The following is a 20,177-nucleotide window of genomic DNA, read 5'->3' as shown; positions in this document are numbered from 1 at the left end:
CGCGGCCGGCGTCAGACCGCGGCGAGGACCGCGCGGGCCGTCACCGCGTCGGTGACCAGCGCGTTGATCAGGGAGCCGCGGACCGCGCCGAGGATGCTCGGGGCCTTGTCGACGCCGACGGCGACGCCGACCGCGTGGGGGAGGGCGGCGAGGTCGGCGCGGGAGACGCGGACCATGCGCTCGCTGCCGGGGAACTCGACGGCCGAGCCGTCGGCGCGGAAGAAGTTGAGGCAGACGTCGCCGGCGGCCTCGTCGAAGAGGTGCCGGTCGCTGGGGAGGCCGGAGGAGAGCTCGTGGCGGGTGGCGGTCGGGGCGCCGATGCCGAGGAGGGCGCCCTTGGCGCTGCTCCAGAGGTCCATCACCTGGAGGAACGCGGGGTCGGCCTCGAGGCCGGAGCGCATCGCCGGGCTGGGCAGGGCCTGCGCGAAGAGGAAGCTGGAGCGGGCGCCGGTCGCGGCGGCGGCCATCCGGGTGATCTCGTTGGTCTGGAACCAGGACTGCGGCTCGGCCTGGCCGCCGACGGCGGGGACGATCGTCACTCCGGGCAGCGGCGGCAGCATCCCCGAGCTGGCCAGGTCGTGCACGGTGCGGCCGAGCGACATCAGCAGGGCGTCGCCGACGCCGAGCTGCATGTCGGCGAGGGCGGCGGCGACCGGGACGGCGAGGTCGCGGCCGAGGGTGGCCGCGTGCGTCACGGGGGCGAGGTGCACGGCGTTCAGGCCGAGTGCCTCGCGGAGGGCGTCGGCGAGGCCGGTGTTCTCGTCGACGAAGGGGTCGATCACGCTGATCTGGACGAGGCCCAGGCGCCGGGCCTCGGCGATGAGGCGGCTGACCGTCGGCCGCGAGACGTCGAGCCGCGCGGCGATCTCGACCTGCGTCGCGTCCTCGAGGTAGTACATCCGCGCCGCCTGGTAGACGACGTCGAGGGGGAACCTGACGGTGTCGGAGCGCCGGGGGGCGCTGGGCGGCGGAGTCACGTGCGTCATTGTGCCCTCTTCCTCGGCGTCGTGCAGGTCCCCTCCCCCTCCGCGAGATGCCACTTGTGAGCGCGACACGCCGTGGAAGGCGTACGCAAGTGGCATCTCGCGGAGAGGGGAGAGACGGGCGGGTTACTCGGAGAGGGTGAAGGGCGCCGTCATCTTGTCGACGTTGTCCTTCGTGATGAGGATGCAGTCGAAGGCCTGCTTCTCCTCCGAGGCGCCGGTCTCGCCTGTGCGAATGAAGGAGTCGGCCTGCTGGACGGCCTCCTTCGCGAAGGTCGCGACGGGCTGGAGCACGGTGTACTGCAGCTCGCCGGCCTTGATGGCGTCGACCGCGTCGGGCGAGCCGTCGAAGCCGCCGACCTTGACCTGCTCGAGCTTGCCGGCCTCCTTCAGCGCCGCGATCGCGCCGAGCGCCATCTCGTCGTTGCCGGAGATGACGCCGGTGACGTCCGGGTTGGCCTGCAGGATCGACTGCATCTTGTCGTGGCCCTCGGTCCGGTTCCAGTTGCCGACCTGGTTCGCGACCTCGACGAGGCCGGGGTACTGCGAGATCACGGTCGCGTAGCCGTTGGAGCGGGTCTGCGCGTTGTTGTCGGAGGGGGATCCGAACAGCTCCGCATAGTTCGCGGTGTCGCCGACGTCGGCCACCCACTGCTGCGCGCCGAGGGCCGCGCCCTGGGCGTTGTTGGAGACGAGCTGCGCCTTCGCGAGGCCGGTCTCGTTGATCTCGGCGTTGACCAGGATCACGGGGATGCCCGCCGCGTCGGCCTTCTTCACGGCGCCGACCGAGCCGGAGGCGTTGGCCGGGTCGAGGATGATCGCGACCGACTTGTTGGTGATCGCGGTGTCGATCAGGGTGCTCTCGGTGTTGGTGTCGCCCTTCGAGGCGCCCACGTTGGCCGTGTAGCCGAGCGCCTCGGCCTCGGCCGACGCGACGTCGCCCTCGGTCTGCCAGTAGGGGTTGGCCGGGTCGTTGACGATGATCGAGATGAGGCCGCCCTCGGAGGCGCCGGGGGTGCCGGCGGCCTCTCCCGCGGTCCCCGCGTCGGAGGAGCATCCGGACAGGACGAGGGTGAGCCCCGCGCCCGCGGCGAGCACCGTTGCCAGCTTGCGGTTCATTGGTCTGTTCCTTTCACTGTGGTCCGATCGGCGGTGGCCGACCGAGGTCTTCTCTCGGGAGGCCGGCCTAGGCGGCCTGAGCACCCGATGTCTGGGGGACGGGCGCCGGAGCGCCCGCGTCGGAGGTGGGCCGCGGGCCGGAGCCGCCGCCGCCCTTGCGCGGCTTGCCGCGGTACTGCACCGCGTTCAGCAGGACCGCGAAGACGATCACCGCGCCGGTGAAGACGGTCTGCCAGTACGACGAGACGCCGATGATGACGAGGCCGTCGGAGAGGAAGCCGATGACGAACGCGCCGAGCAGCGTGCCGCGGACGGTGCCGACTCCGCCGGTGAGGGCCGCGCCGCCGATGACGACGGCGGCGATCGCGGTGAGCTCGTAGGAGCTGCCGGCGGTGGGGCTGGCGCTGGTGAGCTCGGAGGAGAGGATCAGCCCGGCGATCGAGGCGAACAGGCCCGAGAGCACGTAGACGCGGACCTTGACCCGCTTCACCGGCACGCCGGAGAGCTCCGAGGCGCGCTCGTTGCCGCCCGAGGCGTAGAGCCAGCGGCCGAACACCGTGCGGTTGAGCAGGAGGCTGACCACGATCGCGACGACGATCATGATCACGACGCCGATCGGCAGGCCGAGCAGCCGGTTGAAGCCGAGCCAGTCGAAGCCGGTGTTGCCGAGCTCGGGCTGCCCCGCGAGGTCGTTGTAGGTGAGGCCGTTGGTCATCAGCAGCCCGACGCCGCGGACGACGTAGAGCATGCCGAGGGTCGCGACGAACGGGGCGACCTTGAACCGCGCGACCAGGATCCCGTTGATCAGGCCGATCAGCGCGCCGGCCGCGCAGGAGAGCACGACCACGACCCAGAGCGCGGGGTAGAGGGTGCTCCCGCCGATCGGCACGCCCTGCATCAGGAAGCCGGCGATCACTCCCGAGAAGCCCAGCGTCGAGCCGACCGAGAGGTCGATGCCGCCGTTGAGGATGACCAGCAGCATGCCGATCGCGAGGATCGCGTAGACCGCCACGTGCGAGGACATCGTGAGGATGTTGCCGACGGTGAAGTAGTTGGGCGAGAGGATCGAGAACACGACGATGATCGCGATCAGCGCGAAGAACGCGCGCCCCTGCAGCAGCAGGCGGCCGAGGTCGAAACCGTCCTTGAAGAGCGCGGGGCGTCGCTGCCCGGTCGCGGTGGAGGTCATTGAGGGCTTCCGTTCCGTAGTGGTCACGAGATCACGGCCTCACCGGAGGCGGCCATGATGTCTTCTTTGGAGACGTCCGAGCCGAACTCGGCCGCGATCCGGCCTCGGCTCAGCACGATGATGCGGTGGGCGATGCTGAGGCACTCGCCGACCTCGGAGGTCGTGTAGACGACGGCCAGGCCGTCGCGGGCGCGCTCGGAGAGCAGTCGGAAGACCTCGGCCTTGGCGCCGATGTCGATGCCGCGGCTGGGCTCGTCGAGCAGGATCACGTCCGGCCGCGTGGCCAGCATCTTGCCGATGACGACCTTCTGCTGGTTGCCGCCGGAGAGCGAGCCGATCATCGCCTCGCCGCCCGCCGTCTTCACGTGCACGGTGCGGATCGAGTCGGTGACGAGGTCGACCTCGCGGCGGGGGGAGAGGAACAGCCCCTTCACGAAGGAGCCGATGCTCGCGAGCGAGAGGTTCCGGCCGACGGTCATGGTCTGCACCAGGCCGTCGCGCTGGCGGTCCTCGGGGACGAGGCCGAGGCCCGCGCCGATCCGCTCGGCGATCGACATCCCAGCCAGGTCGCGGCCGCTCTTCGAGATCGTGCCGGCGGTGACGGCGGTGCGGCCGGCGATCGCCTCGAGCAGCTCGGTGCGGCCGGCGCCCATCAGCCCGTAGAGGCAGACGATCTCGCCCTCGCGGACGTCGAGGTCGATGCGGTCGACCACGTCGCGGCCGGGGATCGACGGATCCGCGACGCTCACGCCGCGCACCGAGAGGGCGACGTCGCCGAACGGGTAGCCGGTGGGCGGCGAGCCGAGGTCGAAGCCCTCGCCGACCATGGCGCGGACGACCCAGGCGAGGTCGATGTCGGCGGCGACGGCGGTCGCGGTGACCGAGCCGTCGCGGAGGACGACGGCGTGGTCGGTGATCTCCAGCGCCTCCTCCAGGTGGTGCGAGATGTAGACGATGGAGACGCCGCGGGCGGTGAGGTCGTGGATGACGGTGAAGAGCACCTCGACCTCGGCGGCGCTGAGCGCGCTGGTCGGCTCGTCCATGATCAGGATCCGCGCGTCGACGGAGAGCGCGCGGGCGATCTCGATCAGCTGCTGCTGGCCGAGTCGCAGATCGGCGACGAGGGTCAGCGGGTCGATGTCCTCGCCGAGCTCCTCCAGCACCGCGCGGGCCTGGCGCGTTTCCTCGGCGTAGTCGACGCCGGACGGGCCGGTGATCTCGCGGCCGAGGAAGATGTTGTCGCGCACCGAGAGGTTCGGGGCGAGGCTCAGCTCCTGGTGGATGATCGAGACGCCGTGCTCGCGGGCGTCGACGGTGTCCTCGAAGGCGACCGCGGTGCCGTTCAGCACGATCTCGCCCGAGGTGGGCTGCTCGACGCCGGACAGGATCTTCATCAGCGTCGACTTGCCGGCGCCGTTCTCGCCGAAGAGCGTGGTGACCTGGCCGCGGTGCACCGAGAAGCCGACGCCCTTGAGCGCGCGGGTGGCGCCGTAGGTCTTGACCACGTCGACGGCCTCGAGGACGACCTCGCCGATGCCGGCGACCGGGGCCGCGGCGGTGCTCACTGGACCACCAGCTCGGACGGCGTGACGAGCCAGCCGGCCGGGTTGATCAGCTGGAACGCGCCGGTGACCTGGATCGTCTTCCCCTCGAGCGCGGTGGTGTCGACCGCGCCGAGCACGGTGGTCTTCAGCTGCTCGTTGAGGGCGCTCGCCGCGTCCTGGTAGTCGATCTGGTTGGTGAACTGGCCGAACTCGACGGTGCCGGTGGCGTCGCGGAGGTCGGTGCTGTTGATCGCGGGGCCGGTCTGCACGCGGATCAGGACGTCGCCGGGGACGCCCTCGACGGTCACGGGGTAGATGCCGTTCTGGCCGGCCCCGACGGTGCCGGTGAAGGTGGTGGCGAACTCGGGGCCGGTGCCGCCGGGGACGCCGTACTCGGTCGCGGCGCCCGCGCTGTCGGCGGCGATCGCGGTGGCGAGGGTGGCGGCGTCGACCGCGCGGTCGGCGATGCCCTCCTGGATGACGGGGAAGTTCTCGGCGGCCCAGGACTCGGCCGAGAACTCGGCGGGTCCGGCGCCCAGGTCGGAGTCGGCGCCGACGACCTTGGTGCTGAACGCCATCGCGGCGAGGACGACCACGACGACCGCGGCGAGGATCAGGCGCTTCCGGGAGGCGCCGATCGGGGGCCTGCTCGTGGTGGGAGGGAGTGCACGCGTCATCGCGGTGTCCGTTCGCTGGTCGGGAGTGCTGGTCGTGGTGGTGCTCGTGACGGCGTCCCCCGGGGGCGGCTCCGTCGCTGCGGGAGGTGGGCGAACCCGCCTCCGGAGAAGAAATTATGTTCAACACAGAATTTCCGCAAGGGCCGCGACGGAATTGGCGGCAGATCGGCCACGTCCCGCGGAGAACAGAAATTCTGTTCTTGACAAGTGTTCTGGACGGGGTAGGTTCGGGAAGGCCGCGACGAAGCGGTCCCGCGAACCCCTCGGAGGCTTCCCATGACCATCACCACTCCTTCCCCGCAGACGGCCCCGCAGTCGCGGCACTCCGACGGCTCCGACGTGCCCGAGTCCATGCGCGCCGTCGTCGTGCACGGCCCGGAGGACTACCGCCTCGAGACCGTGCCCGTGCCGGTCCCCGCGGCCGGCGAGCTGCTGCTGCGCGTCGACGCGGTCGGCGTCTGCGCGAGCGACCTGAAGTGCTACCACGGCGCCGCCAAGTTCTGGGGCGACGAGAACCGCCCCGCCTGGGCCGAGCGCGACCGCATCGCGGGCCACGAGTTCGTCGGCACCGTCGTGGCCGGCGACGACGCGGCGCTCGCCAAGCGCGGCGTCGCGCTCGGCGACCGCATCGCCTGCGAGCAGATCGTCCCGTGCTGGGAGTGCCGCTACTGCCTGATGGGCGCCTACTGGATGTGCGGACCGCACGACATGTTCGGCTTCAAGGGCTTCGACGGCGCGATGGCCGAGTACGTGCTGGTCCCGACCCGCGCGCTCACCCACCCCGTCAGCCGCGATCTCGCTCCGCAGGTCGCCGCGTTCAGCGAGCCGCTGTCCTGCGCCATGCACGCGGTCGAGCGCGGCAGCATCCAGTTCGACGACGTCGTCGTCATCGCGGGCGCCGGCCCGATCGGCCTCGGCGCGATCGCGGGCACCCGCCAGAAGAACCCGAAGATGGTCATCGCGCTCGACATGAGCGACGAGAAGCTCGCGCTCGCCACCAAGGCCGGCGCCGACCTCGTCATCAACATCACGAAGCAGGACGCGGTCGCCGTCGTCAAGGAGCTCACCGGCGGCTACGGCGCCGACGTCTACATCGAGGCCACCGGTCACCCGTCCGCGGTCTCGCAGGGCCTCAACATCCTGCGCAAGCTCGGCACCTACGTCGAGTACTCCGTCTTCGGCTCGAACGCCTCGGTCGACTGGTCGATCATCAGCGACGACAAGGAGCTCAACGTCCTCGGCGCCCACCTCGGCCCGAACTGCTGGCCGGCCGCGATCAAGCTGCTCGAGAGCGGCGTCCTGCCGATGGACGAGATCTGCACGCACCAGTTCCCGCTCGAGCAGTTCCAGGAGGCGCTCGACCTCGTCGCCGACAGCCAGGGCGGCTCGGTCAAGGTCTCGATCGTGCCGTCGCTGACCGAGGCGGTCGTCGCGGCCGACGCCCGGAGCTGACGGCATGACGACGATCTACGACGACCCCGACGAGTTCGCCGAGGACCAGCTCGCCGGCTTCCTCTCCCTCTACGCGGACCGTCTGCGCGGCGTGCCCGGCGGAGTGGTCGCGCACCGCACCGCCGGCGCGCAGCCGCAGGTGGCGGTCGTCATCGGCGGCGGCTCCGGGCACTACCCGGCGTTCAGCGGCACGGTGGGCCCGGGCCTCGCGACCGGGGCGGTGGTGGGCAACATCTTCACCTCGCCCTCGGCCGCGCAGGCCTACTCGGTGGCGAAGGCGGCCGATCAGGGCCGCGGAGTGGTGTTCAGCTTCGGCAACTACGCCGGCGACACGATGAACTTCGGCATCGCGGCCGAGCGGCTGCGCAAGGAGGGGATCGACACCCGGATCGTCGTCGTCACGGACGACATCGCCTCGGCGGAGGAGATCGGGAAGCGCCGCGGGATCGCGGGCGACTTCCCGGTGTTCAAGGCGATGGGAGCGGCGGCGGCCGAGGGCCTGTCCCTCGACGAGGTCGAGCGGATCGGGAACGCGAGCAACGCGGCGACCCGCACGCTCGGCGTCGCGTTCTCGGGCTGCACGATGCCCGGCGCCGCCGAGCCGCTGTTCAGCGTGCCGGAGGGGCACCTGGGCCTCGGCCTCGGGATCCACGGCGAGCCCGGCATCCAGGACATCGAGCTGCTGCGCGCGGCGGAGCTGGCGGATCTGCTCGTCGACCGGCTGCTGGCGGACGTTCCCGAGGGTGCGGGGGTGGAGGGCGGCACGACGCGCGTCGCGCCGATCCTGAACGGGCTCGGCACCACGAAGTACGAGGAGCTCTTCCTGCTCTGGCGCCACGTCGCGCGCCGGCTGGAGGAGGCCGGGTTGCAGACGGTCGAGCCGGAGGTCGGCGAGCTGGTCACCAGCCTCGACATGGGCGGCGTCTCGCTGACGCTGCAGTGGCTCGACGACGAGCTCGAGCGCTACTGGCGCGCCGACGCCTACACGCCGGCCTACCGCCGGGTCGCGGCGCCGGTCGCGGCGCTGCTCGCTCCCTCGGGCGAGGACGCCTCGGTGGGGGAGGAGGAGTCCGCTCCTTCCGCCACCGATGCGGCGGTCGCGCTGGGCGGGACGGTCCGCGCGGCGCTCGCCCGGATGCACGAGCTGCTGCGGCGCGAGGAGGAGACCCTCGGGCGGATCGACGCGGTGGCGGGCGACGGCGATCACGGCCGCGGAATGCTCAAGGGCATCGGCGCGGCGACCCGGCGTCTCGACCGGATCGAGGAGCGCGCGGGCGGCGCCTGGCTGCTGTCCCGCGCCGGGCAGTCCTGGGCGGAGCAGGCCGGCGGCACCTCCGGGGTGCTCTGGGGTGCGGCGCTCGAGGCGCTCGGCGCCTCGCTGACCGACGGGCGCGAGGAGTACTCGGCGGCGGACGTCGTGGCCGGGGTCGACGCCTTCGCGGAGTCGATCGTGGATCTCGGGCGCGCGAGCGAGGGCGACAAGACGATGCTCGACGCGCTGCTGCCGTTCGCCCGCGTGCTGCGCGAGCGGGTGGCGGGCGGCTCGTCGCTGGTCGAGGCATGGCGGGAGGCGGCGGGCGTCGCCGTCGAGCGCGCCGCGGCGACCGCGGACCTGCGGCCGAAGGTCGGCCGCGCACGACCCCTGGCCGAGAAGAGCCTGGGCACACCGGATGCGGGCGCGACCTCGATGGGGATGATCCTGACCGCGGTCGGCGACGTTCTCGCGGAGCGCGCCGGTGCGGAAGCCACCACGGAAGCCACTGCAGAAGGAGGAGCGGAATGACCACCACCTATCGGGTCGTCGTCGGATCGGACGACGCGGGCTACGACTACAAGGAGGCGCTGAAGGCCGACCTGATGAAGGACGACCGCGTCTCGCTGGTGACCGACGTCGGCGTCGACGCGGAGAGCCACACCGACTATCCCGACATCGCGGTCACGGCCGCGCGGATGATCGCCGACGGGTCCGCGGACCGCGCGATCCTGGTCTGCGGCACGGGCCTGGGTGTCGCGATCGCGGCGAACAAGGTGCCGGGCGTGCGCGCGGTGACGGCGCACGACTCCTACTCGGTGGAGCGGTCGGTGCTGTCGAACAACGCGCAGGTGCTCTGCATGGGCCAGCGCGTGGTCGGGCTGGAGGTGGCGCGGCGGATGGCGCGGGAGTGGCTCGGCTACGAGTTCGACCCGTCGAGCGCGTCGGCGGGCAAGGTCGCGGCGATCTGCGGGTACGACGGGAGCGCGCCGAAGGGCGTGGACGCTCAGGCGTAGGGGTCGGCCCCGCGGCTCCGCTGCGCCAGGCGGTGCACGGTGGCGCGGGTCTCGGGGTAGAGCCGGCGGAAGTCCGCGTAGAGCCCGTCGTAGAGCGCGGCGACGGCCGGATCGGGCACGAGGGTCGTCGCCGCGGGGTTCCACTCCTCGATGTCGACCTCGGCGACCAGGCCCGCCGCGAGCACGGCCGAGCCGTAGGCCGCGCCGACCGAGACCGTGGGGATCACCTGCTCCAGGCCGCAGACGTCGCTGACGATCTGCGGCCAGAGCTCGGCGGCGACCCCGCCGCCCGCGCCGACGAGCGCCTCGACGCGCACGCCGTGCTCGCGGAGCACCTCGAGGTGGTGCCGGACGGCGAAGGCCGTGGCCTCGAGGACCGCGCGGTAGAGGTCGCCGCGGGTGGAGCCGACGCCGAGCCCGGCGATCACGCCGCGCGCGTCGGAGTCGGCGAACGGCGAGCGCTCGCCCGCGAAGTAGGGCAGCACGAGCAGCCCGCCGGCGCCCGCTCCGGACCGCGCGGCCTCGTCGAGCAGCTCGGCCCAGGAGGCGCCGGTCAGCCGGCGGAGCCAGTCGGTCACGGCGCCCGAGGTGGCCATGCCGCCGGCCGCGGTCGGCTCGCCCGGGGCGGCGCCGACCGTCGTCCACATCCCGCCGAGCGGGGTCGGGGCGGCCATCGGCGCGACCAGGAACATGGTCGTGCCGTACTGGAGGAACACCCGGCCCGGTCGCCGGCGCCCGGCGCTGAGGCTCTCGGCCCAGGCGTCGATGGTGCCGAAGACGACCGGCACGCCGGCCGGCAGCCCGGTCGCGGCGGCGGCCTCGGGCGTGATGCGGCCGGCGGTCTCGCCCGGCCAGCCGAGGCGGGGGAGCGGCAGGCCGGGGGCGAGCAGGGCGGCCCACTCGTCGATCCACTCCTCGCGGGCGACGTCGTAGAGCGGCGTGCACTGGCTGGCCGAGTGGTGGTCGAGCACGTACTCGCCGGTGAGCAGCTCGACGATCCGCGAGGAGGGCATGGTGAAGCGGACCGCGCGGCGCCAGAGCTCCGGCTCGTGGCGGGCGACCCAGGCGAGCTTCACGCCCGCGGCCTGCGCCGAGAGCCCGGAGCCGGTGCGGGCGCGCATCGCCTCCTCGCCGCCGAGCAGCGCGGTCACCTCGTCGAGCATGCCGACGCTGCGGGTGTCGACGCCGTAGAGGATCGCGGGGCGGAGCTCGTCGCCGGCCGCGTCGGTCAGGAGCACGCACGGGCCCATGCCGCTGACGCCGACCGAGACGACGACCCCGAGCGGCGCGGCGGCGGTCAGCTCGGCGACGAGGCTGCGGAACTCGGCCCACCAGACGCCGGAGTCCATCTCGACCCAGCCCTGCCGCGGCCGGTCGACGACGTGCGCGCGGGCCGCCTCGGCGACGACCCGCCCGTCGAGGCCGACCAGGATCGCCTTCGTGCTGGACGTGCCGACGTCGACTCCGAGAACCACGTCCACGACTCGTCCTCCTGCTGGGCTGCACCGACCACCGACGCCCTCGAGCTTAGGGCGGCCGCCTGCGGCCCCCGGCGGGGACCTGGAGTGCGCCGCCGAGGCGTCCTCGAACCGTCGAGGCGTCCCGCTGCTCCTGGACGTCTCGACCGTTCGAGGACGTCTCGGCCGGGGGGCGTCAGCGGGGGCGGCACTCCAGGCTGAGCCAGAGCTCGAAGCAGGCGCTGCGGGAGAGGGCGGTGGCGCCGATGGAGGCGCGGCCCATGCGGCCGGCGTCGGGGCCGAAGACGTCGAGGAGGAGGTCGCTCGCGGCGTTCGAGACCTCGTTGAGGCGCTCGAAGCCGGGCGGGCAGAGCACGAAGCACAGTCCTCGGGAGAGGGCGACGACCTCGTCGAGCGAGCCGAGGGCCGCGCGGATCATGCCGAGTGCGTTGACGGCGGTGTAGCGGGCCGCCTCCCGCGCCTGGTCGAGGGTGATGTCGACGCCGACCGCGCCGGGGTGCAGCAGGGCGCCGTCGCGGGACTCCGGGGTGATGCCGCTGAGCTCGAGCAGGTCGCCGGTGCGGTGGAACGCCCGCAGGGTGCTGCCGCCGTAGCGGCCGCCGTAGGGCGGGTCGAGGTAGTCGGGGATGGCGAGGCCGAGCTCGCGGGCGCGCTGCTCGGCGGAGTGCTCAACGGCGGAGGGGCTCATGCCGCCAGCGTATCCGGCGGTAGCCAGAATGGATACAACCTGCGTACGATGGGATCCATTAAGGGGTCGGCGGTACGGCGACCGCGAGAAGGGACCTGCAGATGACGATCGGCCTCACCGGTGGCGCCCCCGCCCGGACGTCCATCGATGTGGCCGCCGAGCGCGCTCGCACCGCCGGAACGGCCGGCCGGCACTACTTCAACGCGGCCGGCGCGGGCCTGATGAGCGACTCCGTCCTCGAGACCGTCATCGCGCACCTCCGCCTCGAGCAGCGGATCGGCGGCTACGAGGCCGCGAACCACGTCGCCGACCGGGTCGACGCCGCCTACGGTGCCGCCGCCGCGCTGCTCGGCGCGGACACCGACGAGATCGCCTTCTTCGACAGCGCGACCAGCGGCCTCCGCGCGGTCTTCGACGCCCTCCGCCTCGGCCCCGGCGACACCGTGCTCGCCCCGCGCTCGAGCTACGTCAGCCAGGCGCTGCGGCTGCTCGCGCTCGAGCGCTACGACGGCGTCCGCCTGACGCTCCTCCCCAACGACTCCAGCGGCGGCCTCGACATCGAGGCGCTGGAGAGCGCCCTCGCCACCGCGAGCGGTCGCACCGTGATCAGCGCCGTGCACGTCCCCACCTCCTCCGGACTCGTCGAGCCGGTCGCGGCGATCGGCGCGCTGGCCCGCCGCTACGGCGCGATCACGGTGCTCGACGCGACCCAGTCGGTCGGCCAGCTCGACATCGACGTCCGCGCGATCGGCTGCGACGCCCTCGTCACCACCGGGCGCAAGTTCCTCCGCGGGCCGCGCGGGACCGGGCTGGTCTTCCTCCGCCGCGGCCTGCTCGACGGCATCGGGGCCTGGGCGCCCGACGTGCGAGGCTCGCAGTGGACGAGCGAGCAGGAGTGGACGATGGACGGCACGGCGAGAGCCCTCGAGACCTGGGAGTCGTCGGTGGCCCTCCGCCTCGGACTCGGCGAGGCGCTGCGCGAGGCGCACGAGCGCGGCACGGCGGCGACCGAGGCGCACCTGGTGGCGCTCGGCGCCCGGCTGCGCACCGAGCTGTCCGCGATCGGCGGCGTCACCGTGGCGGATCCGCCCGTGTCGCCCTCCGGCATCGTCACCTTCACCGTCGACGGCGTCCCCGGCAAGACCGTCTCGGCGCGGCTGCGCGAGGCGGCCGTCGACTCGCTCGCGGTGCCCGCCTCGCACGCGCAGTGGGACCTCGGCGCGCGCGGCCTCGCGAGCGTCGTCCGGGTGTCGCCGCACGTGTACACCGACGAGTCGGACGTCGAGGCGCTGCTGACGGCGGTCGCGGGGGTGACCTCATGACGGTCTTCGAGGACACCGTGCACGACGCGATAGTCGTCGGCCTCGGGATCCACGGCTCCGCGACCGCCTTCGAGCTCGCCGTGCGCGGGCGCAGTGTGGTGGGGATCGAGCAGTTCGGCCCCGGTCACGTCCGCGGCTCGTCGCACGGCGCGACCCGGATGATCCGTCGCGCCTACCCGAGCCCGGTCTGGAACGACCTGGTCGACCGCGCCTTCCGCGGCTGGGACCGCTGGGCGGCCGCGGCCGGGGCGCCGTTCGTGCACCCGGCCGGCGGCCTCTACGCGCACCGCGGCGAGGCGGCGCTGCAGGGCGGGCGCAGCCGGCCGGTGCCCGTGCCCGACACGTCCTTCGCTCCGCCCGCCGACTACGGCGTCGTCCACGACCCCGACGCCGGCGTCGTCGAGGCCGCCCGCGCGCTGGCCTTCGCGCAGTCCGCCGCGACCGCCGCCGGCGCCGAGCTGCGCTTCGACGAGGAGGTGCTCGACTGGAGCGTCGGCACCGGCGACAGCGCCGGGATCGTCACCGTCCGCACCTCCGCCGGCGAGCTGCGCGCGCGTCGGCTCGTCGTCTCCGGCGGCGCCTGGGTGGCACGGCTGCTGCCCGAGACCGCCGGCTTCTTCGAGGTGCAGCGGATCCTCACCCTCACCGTCCCGGCCGGCCAGAGCGTCGCGCAGCCGCCGGCGCTCGGCTGCTTCTCCGCCGATCTGCCGGACGGGCTCGTCTTCGGCCTGCCCGAGGCGGCCGGCTCCGGCGCCAAGATCGGCGTCGACGCGGGCCCCGTCTGGGACCCGGCCGTGCCCGTCGCCCCGCCGACCGCGGCGGAGATCGCGCACCTCGAGGGCCTGCTCCGTCGCTTCGTCCCCGGGATCGAGACCGCCGGCGGCGAGGCCGTCGCCTGCCTCTACACGATGACCCCCGACAAGCGCTTCGTCGTCGGCGCGCTGCCCGGCCGGCCCGAGGTGCTGGTCGCCGCGGCCTGCTCCGGCCACGGCTTCAAGTTCGGCCCCGCGATCGGCGAGGCGCTGGCCGACCTCGTCGACGGCGTCGACCGCCCCGACCTCGACTTCCTCAGCCCGGACCGGACGGTGACCGCGTGACCCTCTCCCCGCCTCCCGCCCGCGTCGCCGTCGCGGCGCCGCACCCCGCCGCACTCGACGCCGCGGCCCGCGCGATCGCCGACGGCGGCGACGCGATCGACGCCGCTCTCGCCGCCGCGACCGCGCTCACCGTCGTCTACCCGCACCAGTGCGGCCTCGGCGGCGACCTGATCGCGCTGGTTCGCCGCCCCGGCGAGGACGTCGTCGCGGTGATTTCCGCCGGAGCGGCGCCCGCCGGCATCGACGTCGCGGCGCTCTGCCGCGAGGAGCGGATGCCGCGGCAGGGCCCGCAGACCGTCACCATCCCCGGAGCCGTCGCCGGCTGGCAGGTGATCGCCGGCCTCGGCGGGCGGCTCGGCCTCGACACCCCGCTCCGCCGAGCCGCGACGCTCGCCGCCGACGGCTTCCCGATCTCCGCCGGCCTCGGCCGCGCGATCGCCCTGCGCCGCGACGAGCTGCTCGCCGACGAGGGCATGCGCGGCGTCTTCGGCGACGGCGACGGCGGGCTCCTCGGCGAGGGCGACCTGCTGGTGCAGCCCGCGCTCGCCGCCTCGCTCGCCGAGCTGGTCGACGACCCCGGAACGTTCTACCGCGGCCGGATCGCCGACTCCCTCGCCGCGCGCCTGGCCGCCCTCGGCGGTGCGCACACCCCCGCCGACTTCGCGGCGCACGAGGCCGAGCTGGTCGAGCCGGCCGCCTCCCGCGAGGGCGGCGTGCGCTGGTGGGTGGCTCCGCCGCCGAGCCAGGGCGTGGTGCTGCTCGGCGTCCTGCCCGAGGCGCTCTCCGGCGACACGGCGCAGCTCGTCGAGGCCGTCCGCGACGCGGCGCTCGTGCGGCAGTCCGCGCTCGGCGACCCGCGCGGCGGAGCGATCGACGTCGCCGCGATGCTCGACCCCCGCTCCCTCTCGCGCGGCTCGCTGCCGCGGGCCGGGCGCGCGCTCGGCGACACGGTCGCGGTCACCGCGGCGGACACCGACGGGACCGTCGTCACGCTGATCCAGAGCGTCTACCAGCTGTTCGGCTCCGGGATCCTCGACCCCGGCACCGGCATCGTCCTGCACAACCGCGGCTCCGCCTTCAGCACCGACCCCGCCCACCCCGGCCGGGTCGGCCCGGGCCTGCGCCCGCCGCACACCCTGCTGCCGGTGATCGCCGAGAGCGGGGACCTGCTGCTCGGCCTCGGCTGCCAGGGCGGCAGCGCCCAGCCGTGGATCCTCGCCCAGCTCGTGCGCGAGCTGCTCGATCCCGCCGCGGATCCGGGAGCCGTGCTCGAGCGGCCGCGCTTCGTCGTCGGGGCGCGGGACCTCGGGCACGAGGAGCTGACGCTCGTGGCGGAGCCGGGGGTTCCCGCTGCGGTCGCTGCTGCGGAGGCACTGGGGCTGCCGGTCGCCGAAGCCTCCGGGCCGATCGACGAGGCCGGGCACGTGCAGCTCGTGCGGCTGCACCGCGATGGGCGGCTCGACGCGGCCAGCGATCCGCGGGCCGACGGCCGCGCGCTCGTCGCGGGGGCGGGCTGACCGCTCTCGACCGTCGCGGCCGGGAACCGCGCCCGCCTCGTCGGACCGGCCCCGTCGCTCCGCTCCTCTTCTCCTCCCGTTGAACTCCCCCTCCTTCTGCACCTCTGACGCCCCGATCCAAAGGACCGCCATGAGCTCCACCAGCACCAGCACCAGCGCCACCACCAGCACTGCACACTCCCTCGACCCGCTCGCCGCCGCCGAGATCGCGTCCTTCGTCGCCGCCGTCCGCGCGAGCGACCGCATCGGCGCCCGCCCGCGCTTCTGGGGCATCAGCCTCGACGAGGAGAAGGCCCGCGGCGTCGCGCCCGGCGGCGCGCGCCCCGTGCGCCTGGTCGTGCTCGACCCGGACGCCCGCGCCGCCTGGGAGGTGCGCGGCTGGACCGCCGGCCCCGACAGCCCCGCGATCGTCGAGGTCTGGACCGACGTCGACCACCGCCGCCCCGGCGTCTCCAGCGACGAGGCGCGCCTGATCGCCCAGGCGGCCCGCAACTCCCCGCTGCTGAAGGAGGCGCTCGCCCTCCGCGGCATCACCGACACCTCGCTGGTCTGGGTCGACCCGGAGTCGATCACCGGCTTCGTGCCCCACGACCTCGCCGACCGCCGCCTCAGCTGGGGCACGGTCTGGTACCGCGAGTTCCCCGAGGACAACGGCTACGCCCGCCCGGTCGCCGGCCTCGTGCCGATCCTCGACCTGGACACCCTCGAGGTGATCCGGATCGAGGACCACGGCGTGATCCCGATGGCGAGCGAGACCGGCGTCTACACCGCCGGCACCTGGGGCCCCGACCGCGAGGTGTCGAAGCTCGACATCGTCCAGGCCGACGGCCCCGGCTTCGCGATCGAGGGGCACCGCGTCCAGTGGCAGAACTGGTCGTTCCGGGTCGGCTTCAGCCACCGCGAGGGCCTCGTGCTGCACGAGCTGACCTACCGCGACGGCGACGTCGAGCGCCCGGTGCTGGCGCGCGCCGCCGTCAACGAGATGTACGTGCCGTACCTCGACAGCGACCCGACCGCCTACCGCAAGAACTTCTTCGACTGGGGCGAGTACGGCGCCGGCCCGCTCACCGCGAGCCTCGAGCTCGGCTGCGACTGCCTCGGCGAGATCCGCTACTTCGACGTCGACTACCTCGACGGCCACGGCGAGCCGCAGACCATCGTCAACGGCATCTGCCTGCACGAGGAGGACGACTCGATCCTCTGGAAGCACGTCAACACCCGCACCGGCAGCGCCGAGGTGCGCCGCAGCCGCCGCCTGGTGATCTCGAGCTTCGCGACCGTCGCGAACTACGACTACGGCTTCTACTGGTCGCTGTACCAGGACGGCTCGGTCGAGCTCGAGGTGAAGCTGACCGGGCTGATGTCGGTCAGCGGCATCGCCGACGGCGAGTCGCCGCGCTCGGGGCGGATGGTCGCGCCGAACGTGCAGGCGCCGATCCACCAGCACTACTTCGCCGTCCGCCTCGACACCGCGATCGACGGCCCGCTCAACCGCCTGGTCGAGGTGCACGCCGAGGCCGACCCCGACGAGACGACCAACCCCTACGGCAACGCCTGCCTCGCCGTCGAGACGCCGCTGGCCTCGGAGTCGGTGGCCGCCCGCCGCGCCGACCCGTCGCGCGCGCTGCACTGGCGGATCGAGAGCGAGTCGGCGCAGAACCGCTACGGCGAGGCGACCGCCTACCGCCTCTCGCTGCAGAACACCGCGCAGCTGTACGCCCGCCCGGGCAGCGTCGTCGAGCGGAAGGCGCCCTTCGTCGGGCAGCACCTCTGGGCGAGCGCCTTCGACCCGGAGCAGCGCTTCATCGCCGGCGAGTACCCCAACCAGGGCGAGCTCGGCGACGACGGCGTGCACGTCTGGCAGCAGGCCGACCGCTCGCTCGAGAACGAGCGCCTCGTGCTCTGGCCGGTGCTCGGCGTGCACCACTTCCCGCGCCCGGAGCAGTGGCCGATCATGCCCGTCGACCGGATCAGCCTGCGGCTGGAGCCGGACGGGTTCTTCGACCGCAACCCGTCGCTGGACGTGCCGGCGTCGGAGTCGGCGCACTGCGCGCCGGGGGCCGGGGGATCCGGGTCTGCGGGCGACGCGCACGCGTGCCACACGGACGCCGCCTCCGACGCCCACGGCGGGCACGAGCACGCGGAGCAGCAGCACGGGCACGAGGGCGGCCGCTGATGGCGGGCCTCGCTGAGAACCTGGCCGACAGCTCGGCCGTCGCGCTCGCCGCGGCCGTCGCCTCCCGCGAGGTCTCGGCCGTCGAGGTGATGCGCGCCCACCTGGAGCGGATCGAGGAGCGGAACCCCGCGATCCGCGCCGTCGTCTCGCAGCAGCCCGACTCGGTCTCGCTCGCCGCCGCGGAGGCCGCCGACCGGCGCACCGCCGAGGCGCTCGCGGCCGGCGAGGCGCTGCCCCCGCTGCACGGCCTGCCGACCGCGGTGAAGGACCTCATGGACGTCGCCGGCTTCCCGACGACGAACGGCTCCGCCGCTTTCGCCGACGCCGCGCCCGCCGCGCACGACAGCGTCCTGGCGACGCTGCTCCGCGAGTCCGGCGCCCTGATCATCGGCAAGACCAACACCCCCGAGATGGGCCAGGGGGTGCTCACCTTCAACCCGGTGTTCGGCACCACCGTGAACCCGTGGGACCTCTCGCGGCACGCCGGCGGGTCGAGCGGAGGTGCGGCCGCCGCCCTCGCCGCGCGGATGCTGCCGATCGCCGACGGCTCCGACAGCGGCGGCAGCCTGCGCTACCCGGCCGCGTTCTGCAACGTCGTCGGCGTGCGGCCGAGCCCCGGCCGCGTGGCCAGCGGGCGCACCGGCAACGCCTGGACCCCGCACGGCGTGACCGGCCCGATGGCCCGCGACTCCGCCGACGCCGCTCTCTTCCTCGACGCGCTCTCGGTCGAGAAGAGCGTCTGGCCGCTGTCGTCGCTGCCCGTGCACGCGGCGCGCCCGGTCGCGGTCGACGGCCTGCGGATCGCCTGGAGCGAGGACGCCGGCGGGCTGCCGATCGACCCCGACGTGCGAGCCGTGCACGCCGCCTTCGCCGCGCAGCTGTCCGGGCTCGGCGCCGTGCTCGACGCCGACGAGCCCGACTTCGCGGGCGCCGACGAGGCCTGGGAGACCATCGAGACCTTCGAGTTCTTCCTCGGCGGCCGGCACGCCGTCGACGCGGGCGCCACCGGCTTCCGCCCCGACTACGTCCGCAACGTCGAGCAGGGCCGCGCGACGACCGCGACGCAGCTCGCCGACGCCTACGAGCGCCGCACCCGCCTCTTCCGCGACACCGCCCGCGTCCTCGAGACGCACGACGTGCTGATCCTGCCCGCGACCCCGGTCGTCGCCCCGCCCGCGGAGCTCGAGTGGGTGCCCTCCGTCGACGGCCACGCCTTCGACCGCTACTTCACCTGGCAGATGCTCGCCAACCGCCTGACGCTCACGGCCCACCCCGTCGTCGTCACCTCCGCCGGCTTCACCCCCGAGGGCCTGCCCGTCGGCGTCCAGGTCGTCGGCCGCCACGGCCGCGAGGCCCAGCTGCTGGCGGTGACCCGCGCCCTCGAGGAGGCCACCGGCTGGATCGCCCGCGCCCCCTCCACTCTCCAGAAGTTGCGGTAGTCGCGCGCCACTACCGCGACTTCCGGAGAGTCGCGGGGGCCGGTCGGCGGCTCGCCGCGGCCGGCGAGGGGATCGGCGCGCACAACATCAGCCAGAACGCACCGGCCTCCCCTGACAGCGGAGGCCCTCCTCTCTCAGCTGATGTTGTGCGGGCCACGATCGTCGACCGAGCGACTGCGGCCGCCGCGTGGGACGAGACGGCGTCCGCGGAGGTCACGTCTCAGAGGTCGACGGCGACCCCCGCGAGCTCCTCGACCTGGCGCCAGAGGCGGTCGGCCGCGTCCGCCGGGGGAGCGGCGGTCCGGGCCGGTGGTGCGACGAGGACGGGCGCGCCCCGCAGGCGACCCCGCGGGGAGACGTACTCGCCGCCCTGCAGCTGCGGATCGGTGAGCGCCCGGACGGCCGACCAGGCGGCGGTGTCCTTGCCCTGCGCCCACGGCGTGTACGGATTGCGCTGGTGAGGCGTCGTCGCGTCGCGGATCCCCGCCCGCTCCGGAGTCTTCGCGTCGACGCCCACTCCGGGCCGCGTGACGATCGACGCGACCGGGACGCCCGCCGCGCGCAGCCGGCGGTCGAGCTCGAAGGCCCAGACCTCGGTCGCCGTCTTGGCCTTCGTGTAGGCGCTGATGCCCACCCGCGGGACCCGGCGCAGGTGGTCCGCGCGCATCGGGAACTGCTGCACGAACCCCGTCGAGGTGTGCACGATCCGGCTCCGTCCGCCGTGCTCGACCGCGGTGGCCGCCAGCGCGGGCAGCAGTCGGGCGACCAGCCGCGCACTGGCGGCGACGTGCGTGCCGAGCAGGAGCGGCAGCCCGTCCTCGGTGACAGCGCGCGGGTCCATGCTCATCGCGCCGCCGTTGAGCAGGATCCCGTCGAGGCGGGGCAGCGCGGCGAGTTCCGCGGAGGCCCGGTCCACGGAGGCGGAGGAGCCGAGCTCGAGGACGACCGTCCGGACCCGGGCGCCCGGGACCACGTCGCGCAGGGTGTCCGACGCACGCCGGAGCTTGCCCTCCGAGCGCGACGCGAGGACGACGTCCGCGCCGGCGCCGGCGAGCTGCTCGGCGGCGAAGTAGCCGATCCCGGCCGTCGCGCCGGTCACGACGACGGTGCGCCCGGTCTGGTCGGGAAGTCGGTCGGTGTCCCAGCTCGGGTGCTCGCTCGTCATGCGGTCCTCGTCTCTCGAAGCGGATGATCTATCCGCATCGGACGCTAGCACGAAACGGATGAC

Annotated in this window: 16 protein-coding genes; 8 read left to right on the top strand and 8 right to left on the bottom strand. The window is 73.9% G+C overall.

From position 1 onward, the window contains the following. Positions 1-11: 11 nt before the first annotated feature. The 5 genes from EDF35_RS05960 to EDF35_RS05940 all read right to left on the bottom strand — a co-directional run bounded on the left by EDF35_RS05960 (position 12) and on the right by EDF35_RS05940 (position 5,512). On the bottom strand, positions 12-986 hold the full coding sequence (locus EDF35_RS05960; protein ID WP_123447403.1) for a sugar-binding domain-containing protein: 975 nt from the start codon (positions 984-986) through the stop codon (positions 12-14). Between the two features lie 123 nt (positions 987-1,109). Then, positions 1,110-2,102: a D-ribose ABC transporter substrate-binding protein gene (locus EDF35_RS05955; RefSeq protein WP_123447404.1), complete on the bottom strand. Its 993-nt coding sequence runs from the start codon at positions 2,100-2,102 to the stop codon at positions 1,110-1,112. A gap of 67 nt (positions 2,103-2,169) precedes the next feature. Further along, entirely contained in the window at positions 2,170-3,291 is a 1,122-nt protein-coding gene (locus tag EDF35_RS05950; RefSeq protein WP_133961071.1) for an ABC transporter permease, read from the bottom strand. A 23-nt stretch (positions 3,292-3,314) separates the two neighbouring features. Continuing rightward, positions 3,315-4,856: a sugar ABC transporter ATP-binding protein gene (locus tag EDF35_RS05945; protein ID WP_133961069.1), complete on the bottom strand. Its 1,542-nt coding sequence runs from the start codon at positions 4,854-4,856 to the stop codon at positions 3,315-3,317. Next, entirely contained in the window at positions 4,853-5,512 is a 660-nt protein-coding gene (locus tag EDF35_RS05940; RefSeq protein WP_133961067.1) for a DUF2291 family protein, read from the bottom strand. The genes EDF35_RS05945 and EDF35_RS05940 overlap by 4 nt, the downstream gene beginning before the upstream one ends. A gap of 276 nt (positions 5,513-5,788) precedes the next feature. On the opposite strand from EDF35_RS05940, the gene EDF35_RS05935 reads away from it, so the two are divergent. The 3 genes from EDF35_RS05935 to EDF35_RS05925 are packed head-to-tail and all read left to right on the top strand — an operon-like array spanning position 5,789 to position 9,232. Next, positions 5,789-6,964: a zinc-binding dehydrogenase gene (locus EDF35_RS05935; RefSeq protein WP_123447408.1), complete on the top strand. Its 1,176-nt coding sequence runs from the start codon at positions 5,789-5,791 to the stop codon at positions 6,962-6,964. Positions 6,965-6,968: 4 nt separating this feature from the next. Next, positions 6,969-8,747 (top strand): dihydroxyacetone kinase family protein, encoded by a 1,779-nt coding sequence (locus tag EDF35_RS05930; RefSeq protein ID WP_133961065.1) that lies wholly within the window; start codon positions 6,969-6,971, stop codon positions 8,745-8,747. Continuing rightward, on the top strand, positions 8,744-9,232 hold the full coding sequence (locus EDF35_RS05925; protein WP_133961063.1) for a ribose-5-phosphate isomerase: 489 nt from the start codon (positions 8,744-8,746) through the stop codon (positions 9,230-9,232). Before EDF35_RS05930 ends, EDF35_RS05925 begins: the two co-directional genes overlap by 4 nt. Here EDF35_RS05925 and EDF35_RS05920 read toward each other — a convergent pair. Next, a complete protein-coding gene (locus EDF35_RS05920; RefSeq protein ID WP_133961061.1) occupies positions 9,223-10,713 on the bottom strand; it encodes an FGGY family carbohydrate kinase in 1,491 nt (496 codons plus the stop codon). The two genes, EDF35_RS05925 and EDF35_RS05920, sit on opposite strands and share 10 nt — an antisense overlap. Positions 10,714-10,885: 172 nt before the next feature. After that, entirely contained in the window at positions 10,886-11,398 is a 513-nt protein-coding gene (locus EDF35_RS05915) for a RidA family protein (protein WP_123731590.1), read from the bottom strand. 101 nt (positions 11,399-11,499) lie between these two features. Between EDF35_RS05915 and EDF35_RS21030 the strand changes: the two genes are divergently transcribed. From EDF35_RS21030 to EDF35_RS05895, 5 genes are all read left to right on the top strand, one after another. Further along, a complete protein-coding gene (locus EDF35_RS21030) occupies positions 11,500-12,720 on the top strand; it encodes an aminotransferase class V-fold PLP-dependent enzyme (RefSeq protein ID WP_208323018.1) in 1,221 nt (406 codons plus the stop codon). Beyond that, positions 12,717-13,817 (top strand): FAD-dependent oxidoreductase, encoded by a 1,101-nt coding sequence (locus EDF35_RS21025; RefSeq protein ID WP_208323017.1) that lies wholly within the window; start codon positions 12,717-12,719, stop codon positions 13,815-13,817. The genes EDF35_RS21030 and EDF35_RS21025 overlap by 4 nt, the downstream gene beginning before the upstream one ends. Beyond that, positions 13,814-15,334, top strand: a complete 1,521-nt coding sequence (locus tag EDF35_RS05905) for a gamma-glutamyltransferase (RefSeq protein ID WP_133961059.1) — start codon at positions 13,814-13,816, stop codon at positions 15,332-15,334. Before EDF35_RS21025 ends, EDF35_RS05905 begins: the two co-directional genes overlap by 4 nt. Positions 15,335-15,464: 130 nt before the next feature. Then, positions 15,465-17,510, top strand: coding sequence for a primary-amine oxidase (locus EDF35_RS05900; RefSeq protein ID WP_133961057.1), 2,046 nt, complete (start codon positions 15,465-15,467; stop codon positions 17,508-17,510). Then, the gene (locus EDF35_RS05895; protein ID WP_133961055.1) at positions 17,510-18,949 is read left to right on the top strand and encodes an amidase family protein; all 1,440 of its coding nucleotides are present in this window, start codon (positions 17,510-17,512) and stop codon (positions 18,947-18,949) included. The genes EDF35_RS05900 and EDF35_RS05895 overlap by 1 nt, the downstream gene beginning before the upstream one ends. A 220-nt stretch (positions 18,950-19,169) precedes the next feature. On the opposite strand, the gene EDF35_RS05890 is transcribed toward EDF35_RS05895, so the two are convergent. Then, complete coding sequence (locus EDF35_RS05890) at positions 19,170-20,114, bottom strand: SDR family NAD(P)-dependent oxidoreductase (RefSeq protein WP_133961053.1); 945 nt, start codon at positions 20,112-20,114, stop codon at positions 19,170-19,172. Between the last annotated feature and the right edge of the window lie 63 nt (positions 20,115-20,177).

This window comes from Rathayibacter sp. PhB151, assembly GCF_004366415.1.
Taxonomy (GTDB): domain Bacteria; phylum Actinomycetota; class Actinomycetes; order Actinomycetales; family Microbacteriaceae; genus Rathayibacter; species Rathayibacter festucae.
This window is presented reverse-complemented; position numbering and strand designations above follow the sequence as displayed.